Here is a 26,139-nt window from a genome sequence, read left to right on the forward strand (position 1 = left end):
CCCGCCCATGAACCCGTCACGCCTCTTTATCGATCGTCCGGTCGCAACCTCGCTGCTGATGCTGGCGATCATGCTGACCGGGTTTCTCGGCTATCACTTCCTGCCGATATCGGCCCTGCCTCAGGTCGAATATCCCACCATCACGGTCTCGACCTTCTATCCGGGCGCTGGCCCGGATGTGATGGCCACCTCCGTCACGGCGCCGCTTGAGACGCAGCTCGGCCAGATGCCGGGCCTCGACCAGATGACCTCACAGTCTTCCGGCGGTGCCTCTGTCATCACGCTGCGCTTCGGGCTCGACATGTCGATGGATATCGCCGAGCAGGAGGTGCAGGCGGCCATCAACCAGTCCAATTCGCTGCTGCCGACCGATCTGCCTGCCCCGCCGATCTATGCCAAGGTCAATCCGGCCGACACTCCCGTCCTGACCCTTGGCATCACCTCGCGCACCCTGCCCCTTACCGAAGTGCAGGATTTCGTGAATACGCGCCTGCAGCAGCGCGTCAGCCAGATTTCGGGGGTTGGTCTCGTCACGCTTTCGGGCGGCAACCGCAAGGCCATCCGGGTCAGGCTCAATATTCCCAAGCTGACTTCCTATGGCATCGCGATCGATACGGTTCGCACCACCATCGGGACGGTCAACATCAATTCGCCGACAGGCACGTTCGACGGGCCGCATCGCTCGACCACGCTGCGTATCGATGGCCAGATCTCTTCTGTCGACCAGTTGATGAACCAGATCATCGCCTATCAGAATAACGGCCCGATCCGCCTGCGCGATGTCGGCACCGTCGTTCAGGGGCCGGAGAATGATCAGCTCGCCGCCTGGTCGGACAAGACACCTGCGCTCATCCTGAACGTTCAGCGCCAACCCGGCGCCAATGTCATCTCGGTGGTCGACAATGTGCTGGCCGTGCTGCCGGAACTGCGCAAGACCCTGCCCCCCGGCATCGAGATCACGCCGCTGACCGATCGCACCACCACCATTCGCGCCTCGGTGTCGGATGTGGAATTCGAGCTGGCCATGGCCATGCTGCTCGTTGTCGCGGTGATCTTTGTCTTCCTGTTCAACGTGCCTGCCACGATCATCCCAAGCCTGAGCGTACCGCTGTCACTCATCGGCACGCTGGCGGTCATGTATCTGCTCGATTTCTCTCTCGATAACCTCTCGCTCATGGCACTCACCATCGCGACAGGCTTCGTGGTCGATGACGCCATCGTCGTGATCGAGAACATCGCGCGCTATATCGAGATGGGCGAAGACCGCTATACGGCGGCCGTCAAGGGATCGCAGGAGATCGGCTTTACGATCATCTCGCTGACGGTCTCGCTGATTGCCGTGCTCATTCCGCTGCTGTTCATGAGCGATGTCGTGGGACGCCTGTTCCATGAATTTGCCATGACGCTGGCCATCACCATCGTGATCTCGGCCATTGTCTCCATCACCCTCGTGCCGATGATGTGCGCCCGCCTGCTGAGCGAACGCCCGCATGATGCCGAGCATGGCACGCGCTTCCAGCGTCTGGCTGCGAAGGTTGGCAACGCGATCGATCGTGTCATCGCCGGGTATGCGCGCTGGCTCGATTTCGTGCTGCGCCACCAGACGGCCACGCTCATTGTGGCGCTGGGTACGTTCGTGCTGACCTTCGTGCTGGCCATGGCCATTCCGAAGGGCTTCTTCCCCCGTCAGGATACGGGCGTGGTGCAGGGCATCACGGAAATGGCCCAGGCCATCTCCTTCGACAGCATGAAAAAGCATCAGGAAGCGGTGATTGCCGAGGTCCTGAAAGACCCCGACGTCGCCAGCGTGTCGAGCTTTGTCGGCGTTGATGGTCAGAACATGACGCTCAATGTCGGGCGTATGCTGATCAATCTCAAACCGATGGAACAGCGCACGAGCGGGCTTTCAGCCATTCTCAAGCGCCTGGCCGCCAATGGCAGCGCGACGCCCGGCGCCCGGCTCTATCTGCAGCCGGTGCAGGATCTCTCGCTCGATTCAACAGTTTCGGCCACGCAGTATCAGTTCCTGCTTGAAAACCCCGACTACGACACGTTCAAGATCTGGGTTCCCAAGCTCCTGACCGCGCTGCAGAACGAACCCGCTCTGGCCGATGTGACCTCGGACCTTCAGGCTGAAGGACTGGTGGCCCATGTCAATCTCGACCGCACCAATGGCGCGCGTTATTCGATCACACCCCAGACGATCGACAACCTGCTCTATGACAGCTACGGCCAGCGTCAGATCTCGACGATCTACACGCAGTCGAACCAGTATCGCGTGATCCTAGAAACCGAACCGCGCTTCCAGCACGATCTGGCGAGCCTGAACCAGCTTTATCTGCCCGGCATCTCCAGCGAGGCAGGCCAGAGCTCTTCAGGCCCCACACGACTGCCGACATCGGGGCTGGTGCCGCTACATCAGGTGACGACCATCACCAAGGGTCTGGCACCGCTGCTCATCACGCATTTCGGCCAGTTTCCGGCAACCACGATCTCGTTCAACGTGGCCGATGGCTATTCGCTCGGTACGGCGACCAATGCCATCGATCATGCGGCGACAAGCATCGGCCTGCCGCCAGCCTTCCAGAGTGCGTTCCAGGGCACGGCAGCGGCTTTCCGTTCGTCGCTCAGCAATGAGCTCTATCTGGTGATTGCGGCCCTCATGGCGGTCTATATCGTGCTCGGTGTGCTCTATGAGAGCTTCATCCATCCGATCACCATTCTCTCGACCCTGCCCTCAGCCGCCATCGGGGCGCTGCTAGCCCTGTCGCTTTGCGGCATGGATCTGGATGTAATGGGCATTATCGGCATCGTGCTGCTGATCGGCATCGTGAAAAAAAACGCCATCATGATGATCGACTTCGCCCTTGAGGCGGAACGTCTCGACGGGCTTGCGCCTCTCGATGCGATCCGTCGCGCTGCGCTACTGCGTTTCCGCCCGATCCTCATGACCACGCTGGCTGCGTTCTTCGGCGCGCTGCCGCTGATGCTGGGCCAGGGTGTCGGCTCCGAACTGCGCCGCCCGCTTGGTGTCGCCATTGTCGGCGGGTTGCTGCTGTCGCAGCTCCTGACGCTGTTCACCACGCCGGTCATCTATCTGCTGATGGATCGCATAGCTGCGGCCACACGCCGTCGCTTCGGTATGCGCAGCATGTCCGAGCGTCTTGCTGAACAGGGTGGCGAGTGAACATCACCCGTCCCTTCATCCTGCGGCCGGTCGCGACCTCGCTTCTGACCGCAGCGATGCTGATCGCCGGCCTTCTGGCCTATACGATGCTGCCCGTGGCCGATCTGCCCAATGTGGATATGCCCGTCATCATGGTGCAGGCCCAGCAATCGGGCGGCTCACCCACTGAAATCGCCAGCACCATCGCGGCGCCGCTCGAGCGCCATCTGGGCGCCATTGCCGGTCTGTCCGAGATGACCTCGCAATCGATGGTCAATCAGGCCCGGATCATTCTTCAGTTCGATCTATCGCGTGACATCAATGGTGCCGCACGTGATGTCGAGGCGGCGCTGCAGGCGGCCCGCGCCGATCTGCCCACCACGCTGCGCACGAACCCGAGCTATCAGAAAGCCAACCCGAACGGTGCGCCCATTCTGGTCATGGCGCTGACCTCGCCCACCAAAACGCCCGCCATGCTCTATGATCAGGCAACGAATGTGCTGCAGCAGCAGCTCAGCCAGGTGCAGGGCGTGGGCGAGGTTGAAGTGGGCGGCGGCGCGCTACCTGCCGTGCGTGTCGAGGTCAATCCGCTTCTTCTCTACAAATACGGCATCGGCTTTGAGGACGTGCGCGCCTCTCTGGCCTCTGCCAATGCCAACACCCCCAAGGGCTTCATCGATTCCAACGGGTTTCGCTTCACCCTCGATACCAATGATCAGGCAGAAAAGGCGCAGGCCTATCGCGATCTGATCATCGCCTATCGCAATGCGCGCCCCGTGCGCCTGTCGAGCGTGGCCGAGATCAATGACAGTGTCGAAAACCTGCGCACGCTCGGCGTCTATAATGGCCAGCGCGCCGTCGTGGGGCTGGTCTTCGCGCAGGCAGGGGCGAATGTCGTCAAGACCACGGATGAGATCAAGGCGCGGCTGCCGCTCATCCGCGCTGCCCTGCCGCCCGATATCGACCTGCATATCGCCGTCGATCGCTCTAAAACCATCCGTGCCGCGCTCGATGACACCAAGCTGACGCTGATCCTGGCCGTCATTCTGGTGGTGCTGGTCGTTCTCGTCTTCCTTCAGTCGGCACCGGCCATTCTGGTGCCTGCCATCGTGGTGCCCACCTCGATCATCGCGACATTCGCAGCCATGAAGCTCATGGGGTATCAGCTCGACAACATGTCGCTGATGGCCCTGACCATCTCGACAGGCTTCGTGGTCGATGACGCCATCGTGGTGCTGGAGAACATCACCCGCTATCTCGAGCAGGGATTGTCACCGCTCAAGGCCGCCCTGACCGGCGCTGGCGAAGTCGCCTTTACGGTCGTCTCCATCACGCTTTCACTGATCGCTGTTTTCGTTCCCATCATCCTGCTGGGGGGTATTGCCGGACGCCTGTTCCACGAATTCGCCATGACGATCTCGATCACGCTGGTGATCTCGATGATCCTCTCGCTCTCTCTTACCCCGATGATCTGCGCCCTGCTGCTGCGCCCTGCAAAGGCAGAACACAAGCGCGCGCGCATCGCGATCTATCTCGACCGCCAGATCACCCGCATTACCGACGGTTATGTGGTCTCTCTTGACTGGTCGCTGCGCCATCGCTGGCTCATGCTGCTGAGCCTGCCGCTCACCCTGTTCATCGCTGGCGCCCTTTTCGTGAAAATGCCGAAAGGGTTTTTCCCGGACGAAGATACCGGCATGATGATGGGCCACATCATTGGCGACCAGTCTTCCTCCTTCAGCCAGATGAGCGACAAGACCTATGAGGTGGCCAAAACGGTCTCGCAGGATCGCGACGTGGAGGCAATTGTTGGCTTTCTTGGCGGCAGACAGGCCAATCAGGCCAATCTTTTCGCCTCGCTCAAGGACAAGTCCGCGCGCAATGACACGGTGACCCAGACCATCGAAAGACTGGGCCGTAAGTTCAGCAAGATGGTTGGCGCCGAGATCTTCTTCATGGCTCCGGGCGCCGTGCGGGCAGGAGCCCGTGGTGGCAATGCCTCCTACCAGTATGCGCTGCAGGGCCCGGATGCCGACGAGCTTTTCACCCTGACGCCGAAAGTCGTCGAAGCCTTCCAGAAGCTTCCCGAGCTGATGGATGTCTCATCGGACCTCAGCGAGGGTGGCTCGGCGCTTGATGTGAAGATCAATCGCGACCTCTCCTCGCGCTTTCAGATCACCCCGCAGCTCGTCTCCAACATTCTCTATGACGCCTATGGTCAACGCACGGCGTCGGTTATCTACAAACCCATCAACCAGTATCATGTGATCATGGAAGCCGCGCCGCGCTTCTGGAAAGACCCGACCTCGCTCAATCAGGTCTGGATCAGCACATCCGGTGGCACGGCTTCTGGCAGCGTGGCGTCGAACCGTATCCGCGTCGTCACGACCAGCACGGATTCGACCAGTGTTTCGACCGCCGATTCAAATTACCAGAACCAGATGGCCAATAGTCTGGCCGGGGGCAGCAACACCTCATCGGGTTCTGCCGTTGCGACCAGCACCGAAACGATGGTGCCGCTTTCCCTCACCTCTCATATCCTGCCCGGTACGACCGCGCTCAGCGTCAATCATCAGGGGCAATCTGTCGCCACGACCATTTCCTTCAACCTGCGTCAGGGCGTATCCTTGGGTGATGCCGTGACCGCCATCAACGCGGCGCTGGTCAAGCTGCACGTGCCTTCTGACATCCAGGGCGGTTTTGCAGGCAATGCCGCGCTGTTCCAGAAATCGGTCAATGACGAACCGCTGCTGATTCTCGCAGCGCTGGCAGCGGTCTATATCGTGCTGGGCGTGCTGTATGAGAGCCTGGTGCATCCCATCACCATTCTCTCCACCCTGCCCTCTGCCGGTGTGGGTGCCATTCTGGCCCTGCAGGTTTTCGGCGAGGAGTTCTCGCTGATCGCCATGATCGGGGTGATCCTGCTTATCGGCATCGTCAAGAAAAACGCCATCATGCTGATCGATTTCGCTATGCAGGCCCAGCGCGAGGGCGCCACGCCCGAAGAGGCCATCCGCATGGCGAGCGCGCTGCGGTTTCGCCCCATCATCATGACCTCGCTCGCCGCAGCGCTCGGGGCGGTTCCGTTGATCATTGCCAATGGTTATGGTGCAGAATTGCGCCGCCCTCTCGGCATTTCCATTCTCGGTGGTCTGGTGGTCAGCCAGGCCCTCACCCTTTACAGCACGCCCGCCGTGTTCCTGACGCTCGACGCCATGGGACGCGCGGTCAAACGCCGCCTTCATTCTCTCGTCGCACTCTTCCGCCCGCGCCATCAGGATCAGACTCAAGGATGACTCCCTTTCCGTCCCGCTCAGCCCGACGCTTCAGCCTCCTTGCCGCATGTTGCACGCCCCTGCTTTCAGGCTGCTTCATGGTCGGTCCTGACTATCACCGCCCTCATGCTGTCATCTCGGCCAAGTTCAAGGAGGCCCCAAAGCCACCGCCGGGCTGGGGCGTGGCACAGCCACAGCTCGCCGAGGCCTCCAAGGGGGCCTGGTGGGAGATCTATCATGACCCGCAGCTGAACTGGCTTGAGTCGCAGGTCGCGATCTCGAACCAGAACGTCAAGCAATACGAAGCCCAGTACCGCAAGGCGGAAGCCACGATCGATTCGATCCGCGCCCAGCTCTTTCCGACGCTTTCGGGCTCGTTCAGCTTCAGCCGGAACGCACAGGGTAGCAGTTCGCGCAGCGCAAGCACGGGCTCGGTGGTCAATTACTCGTCCACCACTACGGTCAATACCTGGAATACAGGTCCTTCGGCTTCCTGGACGCTCGATGTGTGGGGGCGTATTCGCCGGCAGATTCAGCAGCAGGTTACCGCCACTCAGGCCAGCGCGGCCGATCTGGCCAATGCCCAGCTCTCCTATCAGTCGCAACTGGCGAATGCCTATTTCAACCTGCGCTACCAGGACAGCCTGAAGAAGCTCTATCAGGACAATGTCGGCTATTTCCAGCAGGCCCTGACGATCGTGCAGAACCAGGTCGATGCCGGCGTGACTGACCCGAGTTCGCTCTGGCAGGCGCGTTATCAGCTGCAGCAGACACAGGCCCAGGCCACACAGGCTGGCGTGGCGCGTGCCCAGTACGAGCATGCCATTGCCGTCCTGATTGGCCGCGCCCCTGCCGATCTGAGCATTCCGGTTGGCACCCTGACGACAACGCTGCCGACGCCTCCGACGGCCGTTCCGTCGCTGCTCTTGCAGCGTCGCCCCGATATCGCTGCGGCAGAACGCAACATGGAAGGGTATAATGCCGAGATCGGCTATTACATCGCCGCTTTCTATCCGGAGATTTCGGTCAGCGCGACTTATGGCTATAGCGGCAACCCTCTGCAGACCCTGATCCAGGCAGCCACACGTTTCTGGTCGCTGGGTGCCTCATCGACCGAGACCCTGTTCAATGGTGGCGCTCGTACGGCGGCAGTGCGTTCGGCCCGTGCCGATTACGACGCCTCTGTCGCAACCTACCGTCAGACCGTGCTGACCGCCTTGCAGGGCGTGGAGGATAATCTCTCCAATCTGCGTATCCTGAACGAACAGATGATCGATCAGGATGTCGCGGTGAAATCTGCGCAGGAAGCCGTTCGCGTGTCGATGAACGAGTATATTGCTGGTACGCAGACCTACACGACCGTGCTGACCAGCCAGCAGAACGCCCTGAGCTACGAGGTGCAGGCACTGGGCATTCACCAGAATATCGCCATCTCACATGTCGACCTGATTGTGGCCCTTGGGGGTGGCTGGGATGTCTCGCAACTGCCGAGCAAGGCGTCGCTCCAGACCAACAACCCGCTTCTTCCCGAATTCATGTCCAAGACGAAGCAATAAGGCTCGGGCGTTCAAAGGCCGGAGCACAAAAAAAGGGGAAGGCCCAAAGGCCCTCCCCTTTTTTGTTGTTCAGACTGCTGGTCGGTCAGGTCACGGCCTTGCCGACGAACACCGCAATGACGAGAAACAGCACGAACAGCGCGATGAACAGGAAGAAGAGAATCTTCGCGATACCGGCGGAAGCGGCCGAGATACCGGTGAAGCCGAACAGACCCGCAATCAGCGAGATGATCAGAAAGAAGATAGCAAGCTTGAGCATGGGAGAGCCCTCATTGTTCTGTCCGGGGTCAACGCGATGTCGCAATGAAAGTTCGTCCTGTAATCTCCCTCCGGTTGGCGCATGTCTTATCAGATTTCGGGAAACACAAACACGACAGCAAATTCCTCGCACCAGAGCTCCATCGTCTCATTGAACTGGTTCAGGCGGCTGAAATAACGCTCATGCTCGCGCCGCCAGTACGCGAGGCTTCTGTCGCCTTCCCCTTCCTTTGCAGCGAAATCCTCGCCCACATCGCAATAGCGTCTTTTCTCGAGGCTGCGCGTCTGCGTAATCGCCCGAGGCTGATCCCTGCCGTCACAGACGACGCTCAATTTGCCGATATACGTCTGCTGCCCGTCGGAGGCAGCCCAACAGGTTCCGGTCTTGAGACCGCGCAGAACGAGATCGAGAAGTTCGTCGGCCAGGGCCGGACTATCGCCGAAGGAGAAGCGCTCAAGGCTTTCCCAGTCTTCTGGCGGTTTGGGAAGAAGATCAGACATCGACCCAGAAAAAAGGCGCCGTCGACAACTGTCAACGGCGCCTTGCGAGTGCAACAGATAACCTCGCTGCGGCGGGGCCTAGTGCCCGACTGCCGTGATGCTCTCACCCCGGGCGAGCGCCTCCTGCGTATAGCGGCGGGCTTCATCAGAGATGCGCAGGGTGACCGTCATGCCAGCGGCGGCGAGATAGATCAGGGCGAAAGCCCAGATGATTCCCTCCATGCCGAAGCCGAAGACACTCTCGCAGATACCGGCAATGGCAGGGCCAACCCAAGTGCTTGCACCCGCGCCCAGACCAAGAATCGACAGCGCTGCAGCCTTCTCCTTCGGGCAGATCTGCGGCATCAGGCCGGAGAGCGGCACGAAGGCGGCTACTGTGGCGCCATAGAAAATACCAACTGCTGCCGCCGCGGCGAAATTGCCCGGATACCAGACAGGAATGTAATAGAAGAGCGGGATCGAGACAAAACCACCAACGCCGCCGAAGACCGACACGATGAACCGGTGACCCAGCGCATCAGCCAGCATGCCTGATACCAGATTGAACAGGATGTTGCTGAGGAAAATCAGGGAGAGCAGGTTCAGCCATTGCCCCTGGGTGAAGCCCAGATGATCAATGAAGAAGGCGGGCATGATCGCAAGGAAGGCATATTCCGACGACGTGTCGATGGTGCGCACGATACCCGCAATCAGGGTCTTGGGCTCACGCCACATGATGCTGATCGAGCCAAAGAAGATGTCTTTCGTGCTCACATGGTCGGGCAGGAGACGCTTCTTGCCAGTGGGTTCATGCGTAAAGAGCAGGGCCACCAGACCACCCAGAATGACGAGGCCGAGCGAGCACCAGAATGTTGCCAATTCGCCGATGGCAGGAATGGCATAGCGCGCAAACTGCGAACCCAGCGTCGGCAGACCGGCCGAGAAGGAAAACCAGAACCAGCCAGCAGCGGAGCCCAGCATGTTGGCTGGCGTAGCGGCCGCAATCCACACGAGAAAGCCGTAGGCAAAGAGCGGATAGGCAAAACCGCGCAGCGTGTAGAACAGGAGCGTCATCGTGAAGTTGTTGGGGCCGAGGCCGAGCGCGAGCAGCCCGACTTCCAGAACCGCCCAGAGGATCAGACCGATCCACATCACCTTCTTGGGCCCGTAAAGATCGGAAAGCGGCCCCGAGAACCAGGCCGAGATCATGACCGTTATACCATAGGTCGTGAACAGCAGGTTCACGTCGCCCTGGGTATGACCGTTATGGAGCATGAAGGTATCGAGATAGCCCGCCTCAACGCCGTCACCGATCATGAACAGCAGCAGGCCGACGAAGCCGAAGAAGAGAGGGCGTGGAATACCGAGGATCTCTGCGATCCCGCGTCTCTGGGTGGTGGTTGCCTCAGACAAAGAAGCTCTCCTGTATCTACACGCAGCACGAGCGTTGCCGGACCTCATTGCCCGGGGCGGCATGGGATGCGTGGTGACTGGTCCTACGAGAGTGCTCGGACCTGTATGGGGGTCAGGATCGATGAACGCCGTGATGCGCCCAGATATCCGTCCTGACATCGCAATTCCGCATGAATACGGCGATGCGACCCAATCTGCTCATATATCCCACGCTTCGCGCTCAGATTGATCAGATCGGCTTGTTGAGACGGTCTTAACCGAATTGAGAAGAATTTGTAAGCCAAAAACAAAAAGGGCCGGACAGATCCCTGCCCAGCCCTCCCTGCACTCACTGAAGCGTGTAGCTTCAGGCAGCCATCGGCTCTTCACCGGACTGGTTGAACACCGGGCCGCTATCCTTGCCCTTGGCGTCAACGTCGCGGTCAACCATTTCGACAACAGCCATGTCAGCGTTGTCGCCATAGCGAACGCCAGCCTTCAGAACGCGGGTGTAACCACCCGAACGGCCCTGATAGCGCTCTGCAATGGTCGAGAACAGCTTGGTGACGATGGTCTCGTCGCGCAGCTGGGCAAAAGCCTGGCGGCGAGCGTGCAGCGTGCCACGCTTGCCGAGGGTGATCAGCTTCTCGACGATCGGGCGAATTTCCTTCGCCTTGGGCAGCGTCGTCGTGATCTGCTCGTGCTTGATGATAGCCACGGCCATGTTGCGGAACATGGCAGCGCGGTGGGTCGAGGTAACATTGAGCTTACGCCCAGCAACACCATGACGCATGATCGGGTTTCCTTACTCTACTTTCTTCCGGATGGGGCTCAGAACGTCTCGTCGAGACGCTTTGCCAGATCCTCAATGTTCTCGGGAGGCCAGGCCGGAACATTCATGCCCAGCGACAGACCCATGGAAGTCAGGACTTCCTTGATTTCATTCAGCGACTTGCGTCCAAAATTCGGCGTGCGCAGCATTTCCTGTTCGGATTTCTGCACGAGATCGCCGATATAGACGATGTTGTCGTTCTTCAGGCAGTTCGCGCTACGAACAGAGAGTTCGAGCTCGTCAACCTTGCGCAGCAGGTTACGGTTGAACGGCAGATCGTCACGCGGCTCTTCCTGACGGACCGGGCGCGGCTCATCGAAATTGATGAACAGCTGCAGCTGGTCCTGCAGGATGCGGGCTGCGAGAGCGAGGCTGTCTTCCGGAGTAACGGCACCGTTGGTCTCGACCGTGAGCAGAAGCTTGTCGTAGTCGGTGACCTGACCAACACGGGTCGGTTCAACCTTGTACGAGACCTTGCGAACCGGGGAGTAGATCGCGTCGATGGGGATAAGCCCGATCGGTGCGTCTTCCGGACGGTTTGCAGCAGCCGGGACGTAGCCCTTGCCCATGTTGACCGTGAATTCCATGCCGAGCTTCACGCCGTCATCGAGCGTGCAGATCACGAGGTCGGGGTTCATGATCTCGATGTCATGACCGGCCTGGATCTGGCCTGCACGCACTTCGCCGGGGCCAGTGGCCGTCAGCACCATGCGCTTGGGGCCTTCGCCATGCATGCGCAGGGCAAGCTGCTTGATGTTCAGCACGATATCCGTCACGTCCTCGCGGACGCCCGGCACGGACGAGAACTCATGCAGCACGCCGTCGATCTGGATCGCCGTTACAGCGGCGCCCTGAAGCGAAGACAACAGAACGCGACGGATCGCATTGCCGAGCGTCATGCCGAAACCACGCTCCAGCGGCTCGGCGATCACCGTGGCTGTCTGCGTGGGCACGGAGCCGGGCGCGACTTCCAGCTTTTCCGGCTTGATAAGGGACTGCCAGTTCTTCTGGAGGACCAATGTCGTGGCCTTTCAAACAACTTGTCCCGCTGGGGCCCAACGGAACATCAACCGCGCCAGAGCGCGGTCAGAACGTGCCGGTGGCCTCTCCCGGGGGAGAAACCACCTACGGACGGGTGGTGACAGACGAGCGGCCCCCGAGGGGGCCGCAGTCAATCAGACGCGACGACGCTTGCGCGGACGGCAGCCGTTATGCGGCACCGGGGTCATGTCGCGGATCGACGTGATGGAGAAGCCAACGGCCTGAAGGGCGCGAAGCGCGCTCTCACGGCCCGAACCCGGACCCGAAACTTCAATTTCCAGCGTCTCCATGCCGTGGTCGCGAGCCTTGCGGCCAGCGTCTTCAGCAGCAACCTGAGCGGCATACGGGGTCGACTTACGCGAACCCTTGAAGCCCTGGGCGCCAGCCGAAGACCAGGCAATCGAGTTGCCCTGGGCGTCGGAGATGGTGATCATGGTGTTGTTGAACGTCGAAAGAACGTGCGCGACACCAGAGATGATGTTCTTGCGCTCCTTCTTGCGGATACGCGGAGTTGCGGCCTTGGCCATAGTGAGGTCGTCCTGTCAGTCTTGGCAATGAGCGAAGGGCAGAGGACAGCCTGTTGGCCGCCACTCGCCACGATCCGCTTAAGATGCGCGAATTAGCGCGTAGCTTTCTTCTTACCGGCAATCGCCACGGCCTTGCCCTTGCGGGTGCGGGCGTTCGTGTGCGTACGCTGGCCGCGCACCGGCAGACCACGGCGATGACGCAGGCCACGATAGCAACCAAGGTCCATCAGACGCTTGATGTTCATCGCGGTTTCGCGGCGGAGGTCACCCTCGACGCGGTAGTCGCCATCGATCAGTTCGCGGATCTTCACGATCTCATCGTCGCTCAGCTCGTTAACGCGCTTCGCTTCAGGTACTTCGAGCTTGGAGCAGATTGCCTTCGCCGTCGACGGACCAATGCCGTAGATGTAGCTCAGGGCAATGACTACCCGCTTGTTCGTCGGAATATTTACGCCGGCAATACGCGCCACGCCACTCACTCCCTGCCCGACCGAGTAGGTCAGGCTCTCTTTTTGCTTCGACCCAAAGCTTGGGCCAGTTCAATCGAAACTGTTCAGTCCGCTAAAGAATCGACCGCTCTGAAAGGGTCGATCACCGCGTCTGACAGCACCTGTGTCGAGGGCGCGCAATATATCGAGCACCCCCTGCGAGTCAAATAAAACCGTTCACTTTTGCGTGATCGACTTCGTGAGCCTCATTTGTCAAGGCCGAGCGCCGCCACGATTGACGCATGCACAGCCTCAAGGCTCTGCATGCCATCAACGCGGCGCAGGCGACCAGCATTCTCATAATAAGGCAGGATAGGGGCCGTCTGGTCCTTGTAGACCTGGATACGACGACGCACCGTCTCCGGCTCGTCATCCGCACGCCGCGAGCCATCAGGCGCACGACGTGACGCAAGACGGGCCACAATCTGCTCAGCATCGACCTCGATGAGGATCACGGCGTCAATCTTGACCCCGCGCTCCTGCAACATGACGTCGAGTGCCTCTGCCTGGCTTTCCGTACGCGGGAATCCGTCGAGGATGAACCCCTGTGCACAATCGGCCTTGAGCGTGCGGCTCTTGATCAGGTCGATCATTACCTCGTCGGAGACAAACTGCCCGGACTCGACAATGCTCTTCACCTTGAGGCCGAGCGGTGTCCCCTCTGCCATCTCGCTGCGCAGCATATCCCCGGTGGAGATATGAGCGAGCTTGAATTCCTGCTCCAGCAGATCGGCTTGGGTGCCTTTTCCTGCACCTGGCGGGCCAAGAAGGATGATGTTCATCGACGACGCATTCCTCTTGCCTGATCCGCCTTGCCGTTACCGCGACCGCGCTGCTTGCGAATCAGACCCTGATAGCGATGGGCAACGAGATGCGACTGAACCTGGGTCATGGTGTCGATCGTCACCGAGACGATAATGATCAGACTCGTGCCACCAAAATAGAAGGGCACGTTGTAACGGCTGATCAGGATCTGCGGAAGCAGACACACCGCAACAAGATAGAGAGCGCCGATCGTCGTCAGACGCGAAAGGATACGATCGAAATAACGCGCCGTGTTCGACCCCGGACGGATGCCCGGCACGAATCCTCCCTGCTTGCGCAGGTTCTCAGCCGTTTCTTCCGGGTTGAACGTCACCGCGGCATAGAAATAGGAGAAGAAGAGGATCATCACCGCGTAGAAGACCATATAGAGCGGCTGGCCCTGCCCGAACTCCTGCCCAAGGGTGTTGACCCAGCCAGGCACGTTCTTGCCGTTCATGAAGCCCGAGATCGTGACAGGGATCAGCAGCACCGACGAGGCGAAGATCGGCGGAATGACGCCAGCCGTATTCACCTTGAGGGGCATATGCGACGAATCACCGCCGAACATCCGGCTGCCGACCTGGCGCTTGGGATACTGGATGACCACACGACGCTGCGCCTGCTCCATGAACACGATGAACGCGATCGTAGCACCGGCAAGCACCAGGAAGAGCAGCACGAAGAAGGGCGACAACGCCCCCGTGTAGCCCAGCTGGAAGAGGCTTGAGAGCGCGTGGGGCAGATTGGCAACGATACCGGCGAAGATGATCAGCGAAATGCCGTTGCCCACGCCACGCGAGGTGATCTGCTCACCCAGCCACATGAGGAACATCGTTCCGCCCACAAGGGTGATCACACTCGACAGGATGAAGAACGGACCCGGTGAAACCACCGCAAGCGTACCGGTCTTCGTCGCCATGTGCTCGAGCCCGACCGCGAGACCATAGGCCTGGAACAGGGCAATCAGCACCGTGAGGTAGCGCGTGTAAGCGTTGAGCTTCTTGCGCCCCTGCTCACCTTCCTTCTTCAGCGCTTCCAGCGACGGCAATGCTGTCGAGAGCAACTGCACGATAATCGAGGCGCTGATATAGGGCATGATGTTGAGCGCAAACACGGCCATACGACCGAGTGAGCCACCGCTGAACATGTCGAACATGCCGATGATGCCGCCCTGGTTCTGCTGCAGCAGCTGCCCCAGGACTGTCGCGTCGACACCGGGCACCGGAATATAGGTGCCGAGGCGATAGATGATGAGCGCGCCCAGCGTGAACCAGATACGCTTTTTCAACTCGGTCGCCTTGGCGAACGAGCTCAGATTGAGATTGGCGGCAAGCTGCTCGGCTGCGGAGGCCATCCACCGGTCCTTTCAACAAAAACAGCGTCACCGCGCAGGCGCGGGACGCTGTTCATGATTACCTGTGCCCGCCCTGCACCGCAACGGCACAGAGCGTTCTTATCGGGCGATCAGGCCTCGGCGGGAGCCTCGGCCTTGGCGGCAACCTTGACAGAGCCACCAGCCTTCTCGACAGCCGCGATAGCGGTTGCGGAAGCACCGGAGACTTCGACGGTCACAGCGCGGGTCAGCTCGCCCTTTGCCAGCAGGCGGATACCGGCATACTTGCCAGTGCCAACCAGACCAGCGGCGCGCAGCACCTCTTCCGTGATCGTCACGTCTGCCTGAAGCTTGCCATCAGCCAGTGCACGGTCGATAGCGCCCAAGTTCACAGGAGCAAATTCCTTACGGAAGATGTTCTTGAACCCGCGCTTCGGCATACGGCGATACAGCGGAAGCTGACCACCTTCGAAACCATTCAGGGATACGCCTTCACGAGCCTTCTGACCCTTGACGCCGCGACCCGAGGTCTTGCCTTTGCCCGAGCCGATACCACGACCCAGACGCTTCTTGCGGTAACGCGCACCGGCGTTATCGCGCAGTTCATTAAGGTTCATATCAACCCTCCACCTGGATAAGGTGGGCAACCTTGCGGATCATGCCGCGAACTGAAGGGGTGTCCTCCAGCTCGCGCTCACTGCCGATTCCGCGCAGACCGAGACCCACGAGGGTATCAGCCTGGCCGGGCTTGCGCCCGATAGCGGAAGCGATCTGCTTGACGCGAACAGTCTTGTTCTCAGCCATGGGTCGCCTCCGCTGCGTCTTCGGTCTGCGAATCGCGCTTGGCGAACAGCTCGGAAGCCTTCTTGCCACGGCGGCTTGCGACAGCGCGGGGGCTGCTGCAACGCTCGAGCGCGTCGAAGGTCGCCTTGACCATGTTATGCGGGTTACGGGTCCCGAGGGACTTCGCAACAACGTCGTTTACGCCCAGCGATTCGAAGACAGCGCGCATCGGGCCGCCTGCGATGATCCCGGTTCCGGCTTCAGCTGCACGAACCACGACCTTGCCAGCACCGAAATGCCCGAAAGAATCGTGATGAAGCGTACGGCCTTCCTTCATCGGAACGCGGATCATGGTGCGCTTGGCGCGTTCAGTCGCCTTGCGGATTGCCTCGGGAACTTCACGAGCCTTGCCCGCACCGTACCCAACGCGACCCTTCTGGTCACCAACCACAACCAGAGCGGCAAAAGCGAAACGACGTCCGCCTTTCACCACCTTGGCCACGCGGTTAATGGTTACCAGCTTGTCGACCAGATCGTCGCCTTCGCGTTCCCGCTCGCGACCACCACGGCCGCCTTCTCTTGGCTCACGTGCCATGTGTGATCCTTCCTTAGAACGAAAGGCCGCCCTCACGGGCAGCTTCGGCCAGCGCCTTGACGCGGCCATGATAGAGATATGCACCGCGATCGAACACGACCGCCGTCACGCCAGCGGCGAGAGCGCGCTCTGCAACAAGCTTGCCGACAACCGAAGCGGCTTCGACATTCGCGCCGGTCTTGCCAGCTTCGCGCAGGGTCTTTTCGAGGGTCGAAGCGCTGGCGAGCGTTACGCCCTGCGCATCGTCGATGACCTGTGCATAAATGTTCTTGCCTGAACGGAAGACCGACAAACGCGGCCGGCCACCGCTCTTGCGGCGAAGCTGGAAGCGAAGCCGCTGACGGCGCCGTTCCTGCAATCCATGCTGCGTAGCCATTATTTCTTCTTGCCTTCCTTACGACGGAGAACTTCGGTCTCGTAACGCACGCCCTTGCCCTTATAGGGTTCCGGCTTGCGGAAGTTACGGATGTCGAGCGCAACCTGACCAACACGCTGCTTGTCGTTCCCTTCGACCGTGATGGCCGTAGGACGAGGCGTGGTGATCTTCACGTCGGCGGGGATCGGATAGACGACGTCATGGGAATAACCCAGGTTCATCACCAGGTTCGAACCCTGCACGCTGGCACGGAAACCCGTTCCGGTGATTTCCAGCGTCTTGCTGAAACCCTCGGAAACGCCCTTGACCAGATTAGCGACGATAGCGCGGGTTGTGCCCCACATCGTCCAGGTCTCACGCGAACGGTTACCGACCGGCTTGATCGACACCTTGCCGTCTTCAACCTTGGCCTCGACGAAACGCGTCAGCGGCATGCTCAGAGAGCCACGCTTGCCCTTGGCCGTCAGCGACCCGTTGGCAATGGAAACGTCCACGCCTGCAGGAATGACAACCGGATACTTGCCTACTCGTGACATGTGATCCTCCTTAGAAGACGCGGCAGAGGACTTCGCCACCGACATTCGCGGCGCGAGCCTCGATATCCGAAAGGATACCGCGCGGGGTGGACAGGATCGACACGCCGAGACCGGCATACACGCGCGGCAGTTCCTTGATCTTGGAATACACGCGACGGCCCGGCTTGGAGACGCGGTGGATTTCCTTGATCACGGGCTGGCCGTCAGCATATTTCAGCTCGATGCGCAGCTGGGAGATACCGGCACGCAGCTCTTCCGTGGTGTAACCACGAATATAGCCTTCGCGGCGCAGCGCTTCCAGAACGTTTGCACGCAGCTTGGAAGCAGGTGCGATGCAAGCCGCGTGACGGGCACGCTGGGCATTGCGAATGCGGGTGAGCATATCACCCAACGGATCGGATAGGGACATTCGCTTCTACCTTACCAGCTCGACTTGACCATACCGGGGATCTGGCCGGTTGAGGCCAGGTCGCGCAGAGCGATACGGCTCAGCTCGAACTTGCGGTAGTTCGCGCGGGGACGTCCCGAAACCTTGCAGCGCAGACGGAAACGAACACGCGACCCGTTGCGCGGCATTTCTGCCAGCTTCAGGGTTGCGTCGAAACGCTCCTCTACCGGAAGGGTCCGGTCCTTGATGATATCTTTCAACGCGGTCCGCTTCGCCTTGTCGCGCTGCGCCATATAGGCGCGCTTGGCGTTGCGGTTCACGGCGGAGATTTTTGCCATGCTAAATCTTCTCCCGGAACCTGTCGGGCCAATCCCAACGGTTTTCCAAACAGCGTGTGTATATAGGGAGCCGGGATTGCTTTGGAAAGCAAAAAACCCGGCTCAACCCGATAAATCAGGCAGTGAAGGGCAGATCGAACGCCTTGAGCAGCGCTTTTGCCTCTTCATCCGTCTTCGCCGTGGTGACGAAGATGATGTCCATGCCACGTACGGAGTCGATCTTATCGTAATCGATTTCCGGGAACACGATCTGCTCCTTGATGCCCATGGCAAAGTTGCCACGACCGTCAAAGCCCTTGTTCGGGGGCAGACCGCGGAAGTCACGGATGCGCGGCATCGCGATCGTCACGAGACGATCGAGGAATTCGTACATACGCGTGCGACGCAGGGTCACCTTGCAGCCGATGGGCAGGCCTTCACGAATCTTGAAGCCGGCGATTGCCTTGCGGGCAACCGTCTTGACGGGCTTCTGACCGGAGATGGCTGCCATTTCGGCAACGGCGGCATCGAGCTGCTTCTGGTCGCCGGCGGCTTCGCCAACGCCCATGTTCAGGACGATCTTTTCCAGCTTCGGAACCTGCATGATGTTCTTGTAGGCAAACTGCTCACGCAGCTGGCTACGAAGGACATCATTGTAACGCTGCTGCAGGCGCGGCTGAACGCGGATAATGGTCTCGCTCATGGTCGCCCCCTTAGCCTTCGATTACTTCGCCGGTCACCTTGGCGACGCGGACCTTGCGCCCGTCCTCGAGCTGACGGAAACCGACGCGGGTCGGCTTGCCGCTCTTCGGATCGACGAGCTTCAGGTTGGACAGATGGACCGGCATTTCCTTGGCGATAATGCCGCCTTCCTGGTTCATGCGGGTCGGCTTCTGGTGACGCTTGGCCACCGCAACACCGCGCACGATGGCCTTTTCGACCTTCGGCAGAACAGCAAGGACCTCACCGCGCGTGCCGCGCGACGAGCCGGAGAGGACCAGAACCTGGTCACCCTTCTTGATACGAGCAGCCATTATAGCACCTCCGGAGCCAGGGAGATGATCTTCATGAACTTGCGCGCACGCAGCTCACGAACCACCGGGCCAAAGATACGCGTGCCGATGGGCTCCATCGACTTGTTGATCAGCACAGCCGCATTCTTGTCGAAGCGGATGGCGCTGCCGTCAGCGCGACGAACAGGATAGGACGTGCGAACGATGACGGCCTGATGGACGTCACCCTTCTTCACCTTGCCGCGGGGAATCGCTTCCTTGACGGACACGACGATCACGTCGCCGACCGAGGCGGTTTTCCGCTTGGAGCCGCCCAGCACCTTGATGCACTGCACCTGACGAGCGCCGGAGTTGTCGGCGACTTCCAGATTGGTCTCGGGATGGATCATTTCTCAGTCCCCTCTTACGCTGACGCCTGAGCCGGTGCCGTCGCCGCTGCCTCAAGGGCTGCGCCGTTACGGGTGATCACCGTCCAGGTCTTGCGCTTGGAAATCGGAGCGCATTCTTCAATGCGCACCGTGTCTCCGATCTTGCACTCATTCAGCTCGTCATGCGCCGCATATTTTTTAGAGCGACGAATGAACTTCTTGTAGAGCGGGTGCATAATGCGGCGATCAACAAGAACGGTAACCGTCTTGTCCATCTTGTCGCTTGTCACTCGCCCTGTCAGGACGCGCCTCGGCATCGTCCGTCTCCTCTCAGGACTCTGCGGTGGACGTTTTTGCGCCCACCTTGTTCTTCGATTGATGCGCAACCGTCTTGATGCGAGCAATCGCACGACGGAGTACGCGAACGCGGCCGACTCCCTCTGACTGGCCCGTGGCAGCCTGGAACCGGAGGTTCAGCTGCTCACGCTTCAGGTCGAGAAGAAGGGCATCGAGCTCATCAGCGGATTTGGCGCGCAGATCGGCTACCTTGTATGCGTCAGCCATGATCAAGCCTCCCCAATCCGGGTGATGAACTTGGTCTTGATCGGCAGCTTTGCTGCGCCAAGAGCCAGTGCCTCACGTGCCACTTCAGGCGGCACGCCTTCGATTTCAAACAGCACGCGGCCAGGCTTCACGCGGGCCACCCAGAACTCGGGCGAGCCCTTGCCGGAGCCCATTCGGACTTCGGCAGGCTTCGTGGAAACCGGCAGATCCGGGAAAATCCGGATCCACACGCGACCTGCACGCTTCATGGCGCGGGTGATCGCGCGACGTGACGCTTCGATCTGGCGTGCCGTGATACGTTCGGGTTCGAGAGCCTTAAGGCCGAACGCGCCGAAATTCAACGTCGTTCCGCCCTTGGCCAACCCATGAATGCGGCCCTTGTGGGCCTTGCGAAACTTAGTCCGCTTCGGGGAAAGCATGGTGTCGTATCCTCATGCGCCTCGCGGCGCTTGTCATAATCTACTGCTCAGCGCTGCGGCGCTTGTTCCGCTGCACGACGGTCCTGAGCCATCGGATCATGGGCAAGGATTTCACCCTTGAAGATCCAGACTTTCACACCGCACGTACCATAGGTCGTCTTGGCAGTGGCGATACCGTAATCGATGTCGGCGCGCAACGTATGAAGTGGCACGCGACCTTCGCGATACCACTCGATACGAGCGATTTCCGCACCACCGAGACGGCCGGAGCAGTTGATACGAATACCCTGTGCACCCAGACGCATGGCGGACTGAACCGCACGCTTCATGGCGCGACGGAAGGCAACGCGACGCTCGAGCTGCTGCGCGATGTTCTCGGCGACCAGGGTCGCGTCTATCTCGGGCTTGCGAATCTCGACGATGTTCAGCGCAACATCAGTCTTGGCCAGACGGCTAAGATCCTTGCGCAGAGCATCGATGTCCTGCCCCTTCTTGCCGATGACAACGCCCGGACGTGCTGCATAGATCGTGACGCGCGGCTTCTTGGCCGGGCGTTCGATCACAACGCGGGAGACGCCTGCACCTGACAGTTTGCGACGCAGGTAGGCGCGCAGCATCAGGTCTTCATGCAGCAGACGGGAATAGTCGTTGCCAGCGTACCAGCGGCTATCCCAGGTGCGGTTTACGCCGAGCCGCAGCCCGATCGGATTGACTTTGTGTCCCATATCAGGCTGCCTTCTGCTCTGCTGCGTCCTTGCCCTTGCCCTTCGGCGCAGGCGCTTCGTCTGCAGCGCGCTCGGCAACGACGATCTTCAGATGGCTGAAGAACTTCTCGATGCGCGAGGAACGACCACGGCCACGAGCGTGGAAACGCTTCATGACGATCGACTTGCCAACTTCTGCGGTCTTGACCACGAGCTGATCGACATCGAGCTGATGATTGTTCTCTGCGTTTGCAACAGCGCTCTCGAGGGTCTTGCGGACCTCCTGAGCGATGCGACGACGCGAGAACGTCAGCGCTGCGATTGCCTTGTCTGCCGGCTGGTTGCGAATCATCGCTGCAACCAGGTTCAGCTTGCGCGGGCTGACGCGGATGTTGCGGGCAACTGCCTGCGCTTCCGTGTCAGCGAGTGTGCGAATGTGCTTCGGCTTGCTCATGATCAGCCCCGCTTCGACTTCTTGTCGGAAGCATGACCCGGGAACGTGCGCGTCGGCGAAAACTCACCGAACTTGTGCCCGACCATGTTTTCCGTCACCTGCACCGGCAGGAACTTGTGGCCATTATAAACGCCGAACGTGAGTCCGACGAACTGCGGCAGGATGGTGGAACGACGCGACCAGATCTTGATCACCTCATTACGACCCGAAGCGCGTGACGCCTCGGCCTTGCCGAACAAGTACCCGTCAACGAACGGGCCCTTCCAGACGGAACGTGCCATCTCTGTTTGCCCCCTTCTTACTTGCCGGTCTTGCGGCGACGGATGATCAGGCTGTCCGTCTTCTTGTTAACACGAGTCTTGTAGCCCTTGGTCGGCTTGCCCCACGGCGTAACCGGATGACGGCCACCAGAGGTACGACCTTCACCACCACCATGCGGATGGTCGACCGGGTTCATGACGACGCCGCGGTTATGCGGACGACGGCCGAGCCAACGGTTACGACCGGCCTTGCCGAGATGCTGGTTCATGTTGTCGGGGTTCGAAACCGCGCCAACAGTCGCCATGCATTCGCCACGGACGAGACGAAGCTCACCGGACTGCAGCTTGATCTGCGCATAGCCGGCATCCTTGCCGACCAGCTGGCAGTAGGTGCCGGCCGAACGGGCGATCTTGCCACCTGCACCGGGCTTCAGCTCGATGTTGTGCACGATCGTACCGACAGGCATCGCGCCCAGCGGCATGGCATTGCCCGGCTTCACGTCGGTGCGTTCGCCAGCGATCACCTGATCGCCAACCTTAACGCGCTGCGGCGCCAGGATGTATGCCAACTCGCCGTCTTCGTACTTGATCAGTGCGATGAAGGCGGTGCGGTTCGGGTCATATTCCAGACGCTCGACCGTACCGGCAACGTCGAACTTACGACGCTTGAAGTCGACATAGCGGTAGGACTGCTTATGCCCGCCGCCACGGAAACGCGACGTGGTGCGACCGTGGTTGTTACGACCGCCCGTCTTGTTCTTACCCTCGGTCAGCTGCTTGACCGGCTTGCCCTTATAGAGCTCGCTGCGGTCGATCAGGACCGTGCCACGTGTGCTCGGCGTCGTGGGATTAAAGTGCTTGAGTGCCATGGTATCCTATCCCGCGTCAGCCCAGCTTCGCGGTAAGGTCAATGGACTGACCTTCCGCAAGCTGAACATACGCCTTCTTGATGTCCGAACGGCGACCAGGACGGCCCTTGACCATCTTGGTCTTGCCCTTCTGCACCAGCGTGTTCACGGAGACGACCTTGACGCCGAAGAGCGTCTCGACCGCAACCTTGATTTCCGGCTTCGCGGCCGTCATGGCCACGCGGAAAACAACCTGGTTGCGCTCGGAAAGGGCCGTCGCCTTTTCGGTGATGAGCGGCGCGCGAACGATGTCGAACATCGATTCGCGTGTCATACGCAGCGCCTTGTTACGGCGCGCAAGAACGATGCTCGTGGTCATGCCAGGCGCTCCTTGAGACCCTCGAGCCCAGCGCGCGTCAGCACGAGAACGTCGTGGTTCAGAATGTCATACACATTGGCACCGATCGTGGGCAGCACGTCGATCTTGGGCAGGTTGCGCACAGCGCGACCGAAAGCCACATCGACGGCACCGTCAACGATCAGGGCAGAGGACCAGCCGAGCGCTGCCAGCTTTGCAGCGGCTTCGCGGGTCTTGGTCACACCTGCGGCCTGATCGATCACGATCAGCTTGCCTGCAGCTGCCTTCTGCGACAACGCAGAGATCAGACCAAGGCGACGCACCTTCTTGGGGAGGTCATAGCCATGATCGCGAACGACCGGACCATGAACAACGCCACCGGTACGGAACTGCGGAGCGCGCAGCGAGCCCTGACGAGCCGAGCCGGTGCCTTTCTGGCGGAACGGCTTCTTGGTCGTGCCAGAGATTTCGCCCATCCCCTTGGTGCGGTGCGTACCGGCGCGGCGCTTGGCCAGCTGCCAGTGGACGACGCGCGCCATGATGTCCGCACGCGGAGTCGCGCCGAACAGTTCCTCTGGCAGAGACACCGTACCGGCGCTGCCATTATCGAGGGTTTTGATATCGTATTCCATCGCCCTCAGTCCTTAACCGGCGGCCGCTGCAGTCGCTGCCGGGTACGGCGCATCTGCATGGCGGGCCTTCTTGATCGCATCGCGGATCATCACCAGGCCATCCTTGGCACCCGGAATCGAACCACGAACCATGATCAGGTTGCGTTCGGCATCAACGGCTGCCACTTCGAGGTTGAGCGTCGTGATACGCTCGTCGCCCATGTGACCGGCCATTTTCTTGCCCTTGAAGACCTTGCCCGGATCCTGGCGCTGACCCGTCGAACCATGCGAACGATGGCTGATGGACACGCCGTGGGAGGCTTCAAGACCAGCGAAGTTCCAGCGCTTCATGACGCCGGCGAAGCCTTTGCCCTTGCTGGTGCCGGTGACGTCGACCTTCTGGCCAACGACGAAATGGGCCGCAGAGAGCTTCGTGCCAGCCTCAAGCACGGCATCTTCTGCCACGCGAAACTCGACAAGAGTCTTCTTCGGCTCCACCTTGGTGCGAGCATAATGGCCACGCATCGGCTTGGTGACGTTCTTCACCTTAGCCTTGCTCATGCCGACCTGTACTGCCGTGTAACCGTCACGCTCCTGCGTGCGGGTATCCACAACCTCGACTTCGTCGAGATGCAGCACTGTGACCGGCACGTGTGTGCCATCTTCCTTGAATAGCCGGGTCATACCCAGCTTTTTTGCGATCAATCCGGTACGCATCGTCTGGACCTTAAAGTTTGATCTCGACATCAACGCCAGCGGCGAGGTCGAGCTTCATGAGGGCGTCCACGGTCTGCGGTGTCGGCTCGACAATGTCGAGCAGGCGGCGATGAGTCCGAATTTCGAACTGCTCGCGGCTTTTCTTGTCCACATGTGGGGAACGGTTCACGGTGAACCGCTCGATATGCGTCGGTAGCGGGATAGGACCCCGAACCCGCGCACCCGTACGCTTCGCCGTGTTTACGATTTCCTTCGTGCTGTTGTCGAGCACGCGGTGATCGTACGCCTTTAGGCGAATGCGGATGTTCTGGTTGTCCATCTTACCAATAATCCAACTCGTTGGGGTTCGGGTCTTACCCTGCTCCCTCCTGGCCCCTGGTAAAGCCGACCCCGGCCGGATCACTCCGACCGGGGCCAGCCAATTCAGGGCCCGTGCTTAAAATCAGGCGCTGATCGAAGAGACCACGCCTGCACCGACGGTGCGGCCGCCTTCACGGATAGCGAAGCGGAGACCTTCGTCCATGGCGATCGGAGCGATGAGCTCGACGTCCATGGCGATGTTGTCACCCGGCATGACCATTTCCGTGCCTTCCGGCAGCTGAACGACGCCCGTGACGTCGGTCGTGCGGAAATAGAACTGCGGACGGTAGTTTGTAAAGAACGGAGTGTGACGTCCGCCTTCTTCCTTCGTGAGGATGTAAGCCTCAGCCTTGAAGTTCTTGTGCGGGGTGATCGAACCCGGCTTAGCAAGAACCTGGCCACGCTCAACGTCTTCACGCTTCGTGCCACGAACCAGCGCACCGATGTTGTCACCGGCTTCACCGCGATCAAGCAGCTTGCGGAACATCTCAACGCCCGTAACGGTCGTCTTGATGGTGTCCTTCAGGCCGACGATCTCAACTTCGTCACCAACGTTCACAACGCCGCGCTCAACACGACCCGTAACAACCGTACCACGACCCGAGATCGAGAACACGTCTTCGATCGGCATCAGGAACGGACGGTCAACCGGACGCTCCGGCTGCGGGATGTAGGTGTCGACAGCTTCCATCAGCTCAAGCACGCGGTCTTCACCGATCGTGGCGTCGCCGTCTTCAAGCGTCACCAGAGCCGAACCCTTGACGATGGGGATATCGTCGCCGGGGAACTGGTAGGACGAGAGAAGCTCACGGACTTCCATTTCGACGAGCTCGAGCAGCTCGGCGTCATCAACCTGGTCGACCTTGTTCAGGAACACGACGAGGGCCGGAACGCCAACCTGGCGAGCGAGCAGGATGTGCTCACGCGTCTGCGGCATCGGGCCGTCAGCAGCGGACACAACCAGAATCGCGCCGTCCATCTGGGCGGCACCCGTGATCATGTTCTTGACGTAGTCAGCATGGCCCGGGCAGTCGACGTGGGCGTAGTGACGGTTCTTGGTCTCGTACTCAACGTGAGCGGTGGAGATCGTGATGCCGCGAGCGCGCTCTTCAGGAGCAGCGTCGATCTGGTCATACGCACGGAAGGTCGCGCCGCCGGACTTGGCGAGCGTCTTCGTGATTGCAGCCGTCAGTGAGGTCTTGCCATGGTCAACGTGACCGATGGTGCCGATGTTGCAGTGCGGCTTCGTCCGCTCAAATTTAGCCTTAGCCATCATTCTCTCCATAACCCACCGCCGAATAAGCGGCGGGGAAGAT

General features: G+C 60.3%; 34 protein-coding genes. 3 read left to right on the plus strand and 31 right to left on the minus strand.

Translation table 11 applies throughout. The annotated features are described in order from the left end of the window. Positions 1 to 7 precede the first annotated feature (7 nt). Genes IEV53_RS06850 through IEV53_RS06860 form a run of 3 tightly spaced genes read left to right on the plus strand, consistent with a single transcriptional unit; the run spans position 8 to position 7,997 of the window. Positions 8 to 3,187, plus strand: a complete 3,180-nt coding sequence (locus IEV53_RS06850; RefSeq protein WP_188426057.1) for an efflux RND transporter permease subunit — start codon at positions 8 to 10, stop codon at positions 3,185 to 3,187. Continuing rightward, the gene (locus IEV53_RS06855) at positions 3,184 to 6,462 is read left to right on the plus strand and encodes an efflux RND transporter permease subunit (RefSeq protein ID WP_188426058.1); all 3,279 of its coding nucleotides are present in this window, start codon (positions 3,184 to 3,186) and stop codon (positions 6,460 to 6,462) included. The genes IEV53_RS06850 and IEV53_RS06855 overlap by 4 nt, the downstream gene beginning before the upstream one ends. Beyond that, positions 6,459 to 7,997 carry an efflux transporter outer membrane subunit gene (locus tag IEV53_RS06860; RefSeq protein ID WP_188426059.1) on the plus strand — a complete coding sequence of 513 codons (1,539 nt, stop codon included), beginning with the start codon at positions 6,459 to 6,461 and terminating at the stop codon, positions 7,995 to 7,997. Before IEV53_RS06855 ends, IEV53_RS06860 begins: the two co-directional genes overlap by 4 nt. A gap of 85 nt (positions 7,998 to 8,082) precedes the next feature. On the opposite strand, the gene IEV53_RS06865 is transcribed toward IEV53_RS06860, so the two are convergent. The 31 genes from IEV53_RS06865 to tuf form a co-directional block, all read right to left on the minus strand. Beyond that, on the minus strand, positions 8,083 to 8,256 hold the full coding sequence (locus IEV53_RS06865) for a DUF1328 domain-containing protein (RefSeq protein WP_023978976.1): 174 nt from the start codon (positions 8,254 to 8,256) through the stop codon (positions 8,083 to 8,085). A gap of 89 nt (positions 8,257 to 8,345) precedes the next feature. Further along, positions 8,346 to 8,756 carry an ASCH domain-containing protein gene (locus IEV53_RS06870; protein ID WP_188426060.1) on the minus strand — a complete coding sequence of 137 codons (411 nt, stop codon included), beginning with the start codon at positions 8,754 to 8,756 and terminating at the stop codon, positions 8,346 to 8,348. Between the two features lie 78 nt (positions 8,757 to 8,834). After that, complete coding sequence (locus IEV53_RS06875; RefSeq protein WP_188426280.1) at positions 8,835 to 10,196, minus strand: MFS transporter; 1,362 nt, start codon at positions 10,194 to 10,196, stop codon at positions 8,835 to 8,837. Positions 10,197 to 10,494: 298 nt separating this feature from the next. Then, positions 10,495 to 10,920: a 50S ribosomal protein L17 gene (rplQ, locus tag IEV53_RS06880; RefSeq protein WP_062164123.1), complete on the minus strand. Its 426-nt coding sequence runs from the start codon at positions 10,918 to 10,920 to the stop codon at positions 10,495 to 10,497. Between the two features lie 38 nt (positions 10,921 to 10,958). Continuing rightward, entirely contained in the window at positions 10,959 to 11,978 is a 1,020-nt protein-coding gene (locus tag IEV53_RS06885; protein WP_023978980.1) for a DNA-directed RNA polymerase subunit alpha, read from the minus strand. Between the two features lie 156 nt (positions 11,979 to 12,134). Further along, a complete protein-coding gene (rpsK, locus tag IEV53_RS06890; RefSeq protein ID WP_023978981.1) occupies positions 12,135 to 12,527 on the minus strand; it encodes a 30S ribosomal protein S11 in 393 nt (130 codons plus the stop codon). 92 nt (positions 12,528 to 12,619) lie between these two features. Beyond that, entirely contained in the window at positions 12,620 to 12,997 is a 378-nt protein-coding gene (gene rpsM / locus IEV53_RS06895; RefSeq protein ID WP_023978982.1) for a 30S ribosomal protein S13, read from the minus strand. Positions 12,998 to 13,221: 224 nt separating this feature from the next. Then, positions 13,222 to 13,797 carry an adenylate kinase gene (locus IEV53_RS06900; RefSeq protein WP_188426061.1) on the minus strand — a complete coding sequence of 192 codons (576 nt, stop codon included), beginning with the start codon at positions 13,795 to 13,797 and terminating at the stop codon, positions 13,222 to 13,224. Beyond that, positions 13,794 to 15,173, minus strand: coding sequence for a preprotein translocase subunit SecY (gene secY / locus IEV53_RS06905; RefSeq protein WP_188426062.1), 1,380 nt, complete (start codon positions 15,171 to 15,173; stop codon positions 13,794 to 13,796). Before secY ends, IEV53_RS06900 begins: the two co-directional genes overlap by 4 nt. Before the next feature lie 110 nt (positions 15,174 to 15,283). Next, positions 15,284 to 15,769 carry a 50S ribosomal protein L15 gene (gene rplO / locus IEV53_RS06910; protein WP_188426063.1) on the minus strand — a complete coding sequence of 162 codons (486 nt, stop codon included), beginning with the start codon at positions 15,767 to 15,769 and terminating at the stop codon, positions 15,284 to 15,286. 1 nt (position 15,770) lies between these two features. Further along, complete coding sequence (gene rpmD, locus IEV53_RS06915) at positions 15,771 to 15,956, minus strand: 50S ribosomal protein L30 (RefSeq protein WP_025840910.1); 186 nt, start codon at positions 15,954 to 15,956, stop codon at positions 15,771 to 15,773. After that, positions 15,949 to 16,530, minus strand: coding sequence for a 30S ribosomal protein S5 (rpsE, locus tag IEV53_RS06920; protein ID WP_188426064.1), 582 nt, complete (start codon positions 16,528 to 16,530; stop codon positions 15,949 to 15,951). Before rpsE ends, rpmD begins: the two co-directional genes overlap by 8 nt. A gap of 13 nt (positions 16,531 to 16,543) precedes the next feature. After that, positions 16,544 to 16,906: a 50S ribosomal protein L18 gene (gene rplR / locus IEV53_RS06925; protein ID WP_035446907.1), complete on the minus strand. Its 363-nt coding sequence runs from the start codon at positions 16,904 to 16,906 to the stop codon at positions 16,544 to 16,546. Continuing rightward, positions 16,906 to 17,442 (minus strand): 50S ribosomal protein L6, encoded by a 537-nt coding sequence (gene rplF / locus IEV53_RS06930; RefSeq protein ID WP_188426065.1) that lies wholly within the window; start codon positions 17,440 to 17,442, stop codon positions 16,906 to 16,908. Before rplF ends, rplR begins: the two co-directional genes overlap by 1 nt. A gap of 10 nt (positions 17,443 to 17,452) precedes the next feature. Further along, the gene (rpsH, locus tag IEV53_RS06935) at positions 17,453 to 17,851 is read right to left on the minus strand and encodes a 30S ribosomal protein S8 (RefSeq protein ID WP_188426066.1); all 399 of its coding nucleotides are present in this window, start codon (positions 17,849 to 17,851) and stop codon (positions 17,453 to 17,455) included. Between the two features lie 11 nt (positions 17,852 to 17,862). Beyond that, on the minus strand, positions 17,863 to 18,168 hold the full coding sequence (rpsN, locus tag IEV53_RS06940) for a 30S ribosomal protein S14 (RefSeq protein WP_188426067.1): 306 nt from the start codon (positions 18,166 to 18,168) through the stop codon (positions 17,863 to 17,865). A 115-nt stretch (positions 18,169 to 18,283) separates the two neighbouring features. After that, on the minus strand, positions 18,284 to 18,850 hold the full coding sequence (rplE, locus tag IEV53_RS06945) for a 50S ribosomal protein L5 (protein ID WP_188426068.1): 567 nt from the start codon (positions 18,848 to 18,850) through the stop codon (positions 18,284 to 18,286). Between the two features lie 10 nt (positions 18,851 to 18,860). After that, a complete protein-coding gene (gene rplX / locus IEV53_RS06950) occupies positions 18,861 to 19,181 on the minus strand; it encodes a 50S ribosomal protein L24 (protein WP_025840917.1) in 321 nt (106 codons plus the stop codon). Further along, the gene (gene rplN / locus IEV53_RS06955) at positions 19,181 to 19,549 is read right to left on the minus strand and encodes a 50S ribosomal protein L14 (RefSeq protein ID WP_025822040.1); all 369 of its coding nucleotides are present in this window, start codon (positions 19,547 to 19,549) and stop codon (positions 19,181 to 19,183) included. The genes rplX and rplN overlap by 1 nt, the downstream gene beginning before the upstream one ends. Before the next feature lie 14 nt (positions 19,550 to 19,563). Continuing rightward, positions 19,564 to 19,845, minus strand: coding sequence for a 30S ribosomal protein S17 (gene rpsQ, locus IEV53_RS06960; protein ID WP_025885438.1), 282 nt, complete (start codon positions 19,843 to 19,845; stop codon positions 19,564 to 19,566). Positions 19,846 to 19,858: 13 nt separating this feature from the next. Further along, positions 19,859 to 20,092: a 50S ribosomal protein L29 gene (gene rpmC / locus IEV53_RS06965; RefSeq protein ID WP_025822036.1), complete on the minus strand. Its 234-nt coding sequence runs from the start codon at positions 20,090 to 20,092 to the stop codon at positions 19,859 to 19,861. Positions 20,093 to 20,094: 2 nt separating this feature from the next. Next, the gene (rplP, locus tag IEV53_RS06970) at positions 20,095 to 20,511 is read right to left on the minus strand and encodes a 50S ribosomal protein L16 (protein WP_023978997.1); all 417 of its coding nucleotides are present in this window, start codon (positions 20,509 to 20,511) and stop codon (positions 20,095 to 20,097) included. A 47-nt stretch (positions 20,512 to 20,558) separates the two neighbouring features. Further along, complete coding sequence (rpsC, locus tag IEV53_RS06975) at positions 20,559 to 21,236, minus strand: 30S ribosomal protein S3 (protein WP_023978998.1); 678 nt, start codon at positions 21,234 to 21,236, stop codon at positions 20,559 to 20,561. A 1-nt stretch (position 21,237) separates the two neighbouring features. Continuing rightward, positions 21,238 to 21,669, minus strand: a complete 432-nt coding sequence (gene rplV / locus IEV53_RS06980; protein ID WP_188426069.1) for a 50S ribosomal protein L22 — start codon at positions 21,667 to 21,669, stop codon at positions 21,238 to 21,240. A gap of 2 nt (positions 21,670 to 21,671) precedes the next feature. Beyond that, positions 21,672 to 21,950, minus strand: coding sequence for a 30S ribosomal protein S19 (rpsS, locus tag IEV53_RS06985; protein ID WP_023979000.1), 279 nt, complete (start codon positions 21,948 to 21,950; stop codon positions 21,672 to 21,674). 17 nt (positions 21,951 to 21,967) lie between these two features. Then, positions 21,968 to 22,798, minus strand: coding sequence for a 50S ribosomal protein L2 (rplB, locus tag IEV53_RS06990; RefSeq protein ID WP_188426070.1), 831 nt, complete (start codon positions 22,796 to 22,798; stop codon positions 21,968 to 21,970). Positions 22,799 to 22,814: 16 nt separating this feature from the next. After that, complete coding sequence (locus IEV53_RS06995; RefSeq protein WP_188426281.1) at positions 22,815 to 23,111, minus strand: 50S ribosomal protein L23; 297 nt, start codon at positions 23,109 to 23,111, stop codon at positions 22,815 to 22,817. A 41-nt stretch (positions 23,112 to 23,152) separates the two neighbouring features. Next, the gene (gene rplD, locus IEV53_RS07000) at positions 23,153 to 23,767 is read right to left on the minus strand and encodes a 50S ribosomal protein L4 (RefSeq protein WP_188426071.1); all 615 of its coding nucleotides are present in this window, start codon (positions 23,765 to 23,767) and stop codon (positions 23,153 to 23,155) included. Between the two features lie 12 nt (positions 23,768 to 23,779). Further along, positions 23,780 to 24,463 (minus strand): 50S ribosomal protein L3, encoded by a 684-nt coding sequence (gene rplC / locus IEV53_RS07005; protein WP_025822021.1) that lies wholly within the window; start codon positions 24,461 to 24,463, stop codon positions 23,780 to 23,782. A gap of 10 nt (positions 24,464 to 24,473) precedes the next feature. Further along, positions 24,474 to 24,782, minus strand: coding sequence for a 30S ribosomal protein S10 (rpsJ, locus tag IEV53_RS07010; protein WP_007282720.1), 309 nt, complete (start codon positions 24,780 to 24,782; stop codon positions 24,474 to 24,476). A gap of 123 nt (positions 24,783 to 24,905) precedes the next feature. Next, positions 24,906 to 26,096 carry an elongation factor Tu gene (gene tuf / locus IEV53_RS07015; RefSeq protein WP_188426282.1) on the minus strand — a complete coding sequence of 397 codons (1,191 nt, stop codon included), beginning with the start codon at positions 26,094 to 26,096 and terminating at the stop codon, positions 24,906 to 24,908. Positions 26,097 to 26,139: the final 43 nt, after the last annotated feature.

The sequence above is a fragment of the Asaia siamensis genome, assembly GCF_014635085.1.
Lineage (GTDB): Bacteria > Pseudomonadota > Alphaproteobacteria > Acetobacterales > Acetobacteraceae > Asaia > Asaia siamensis.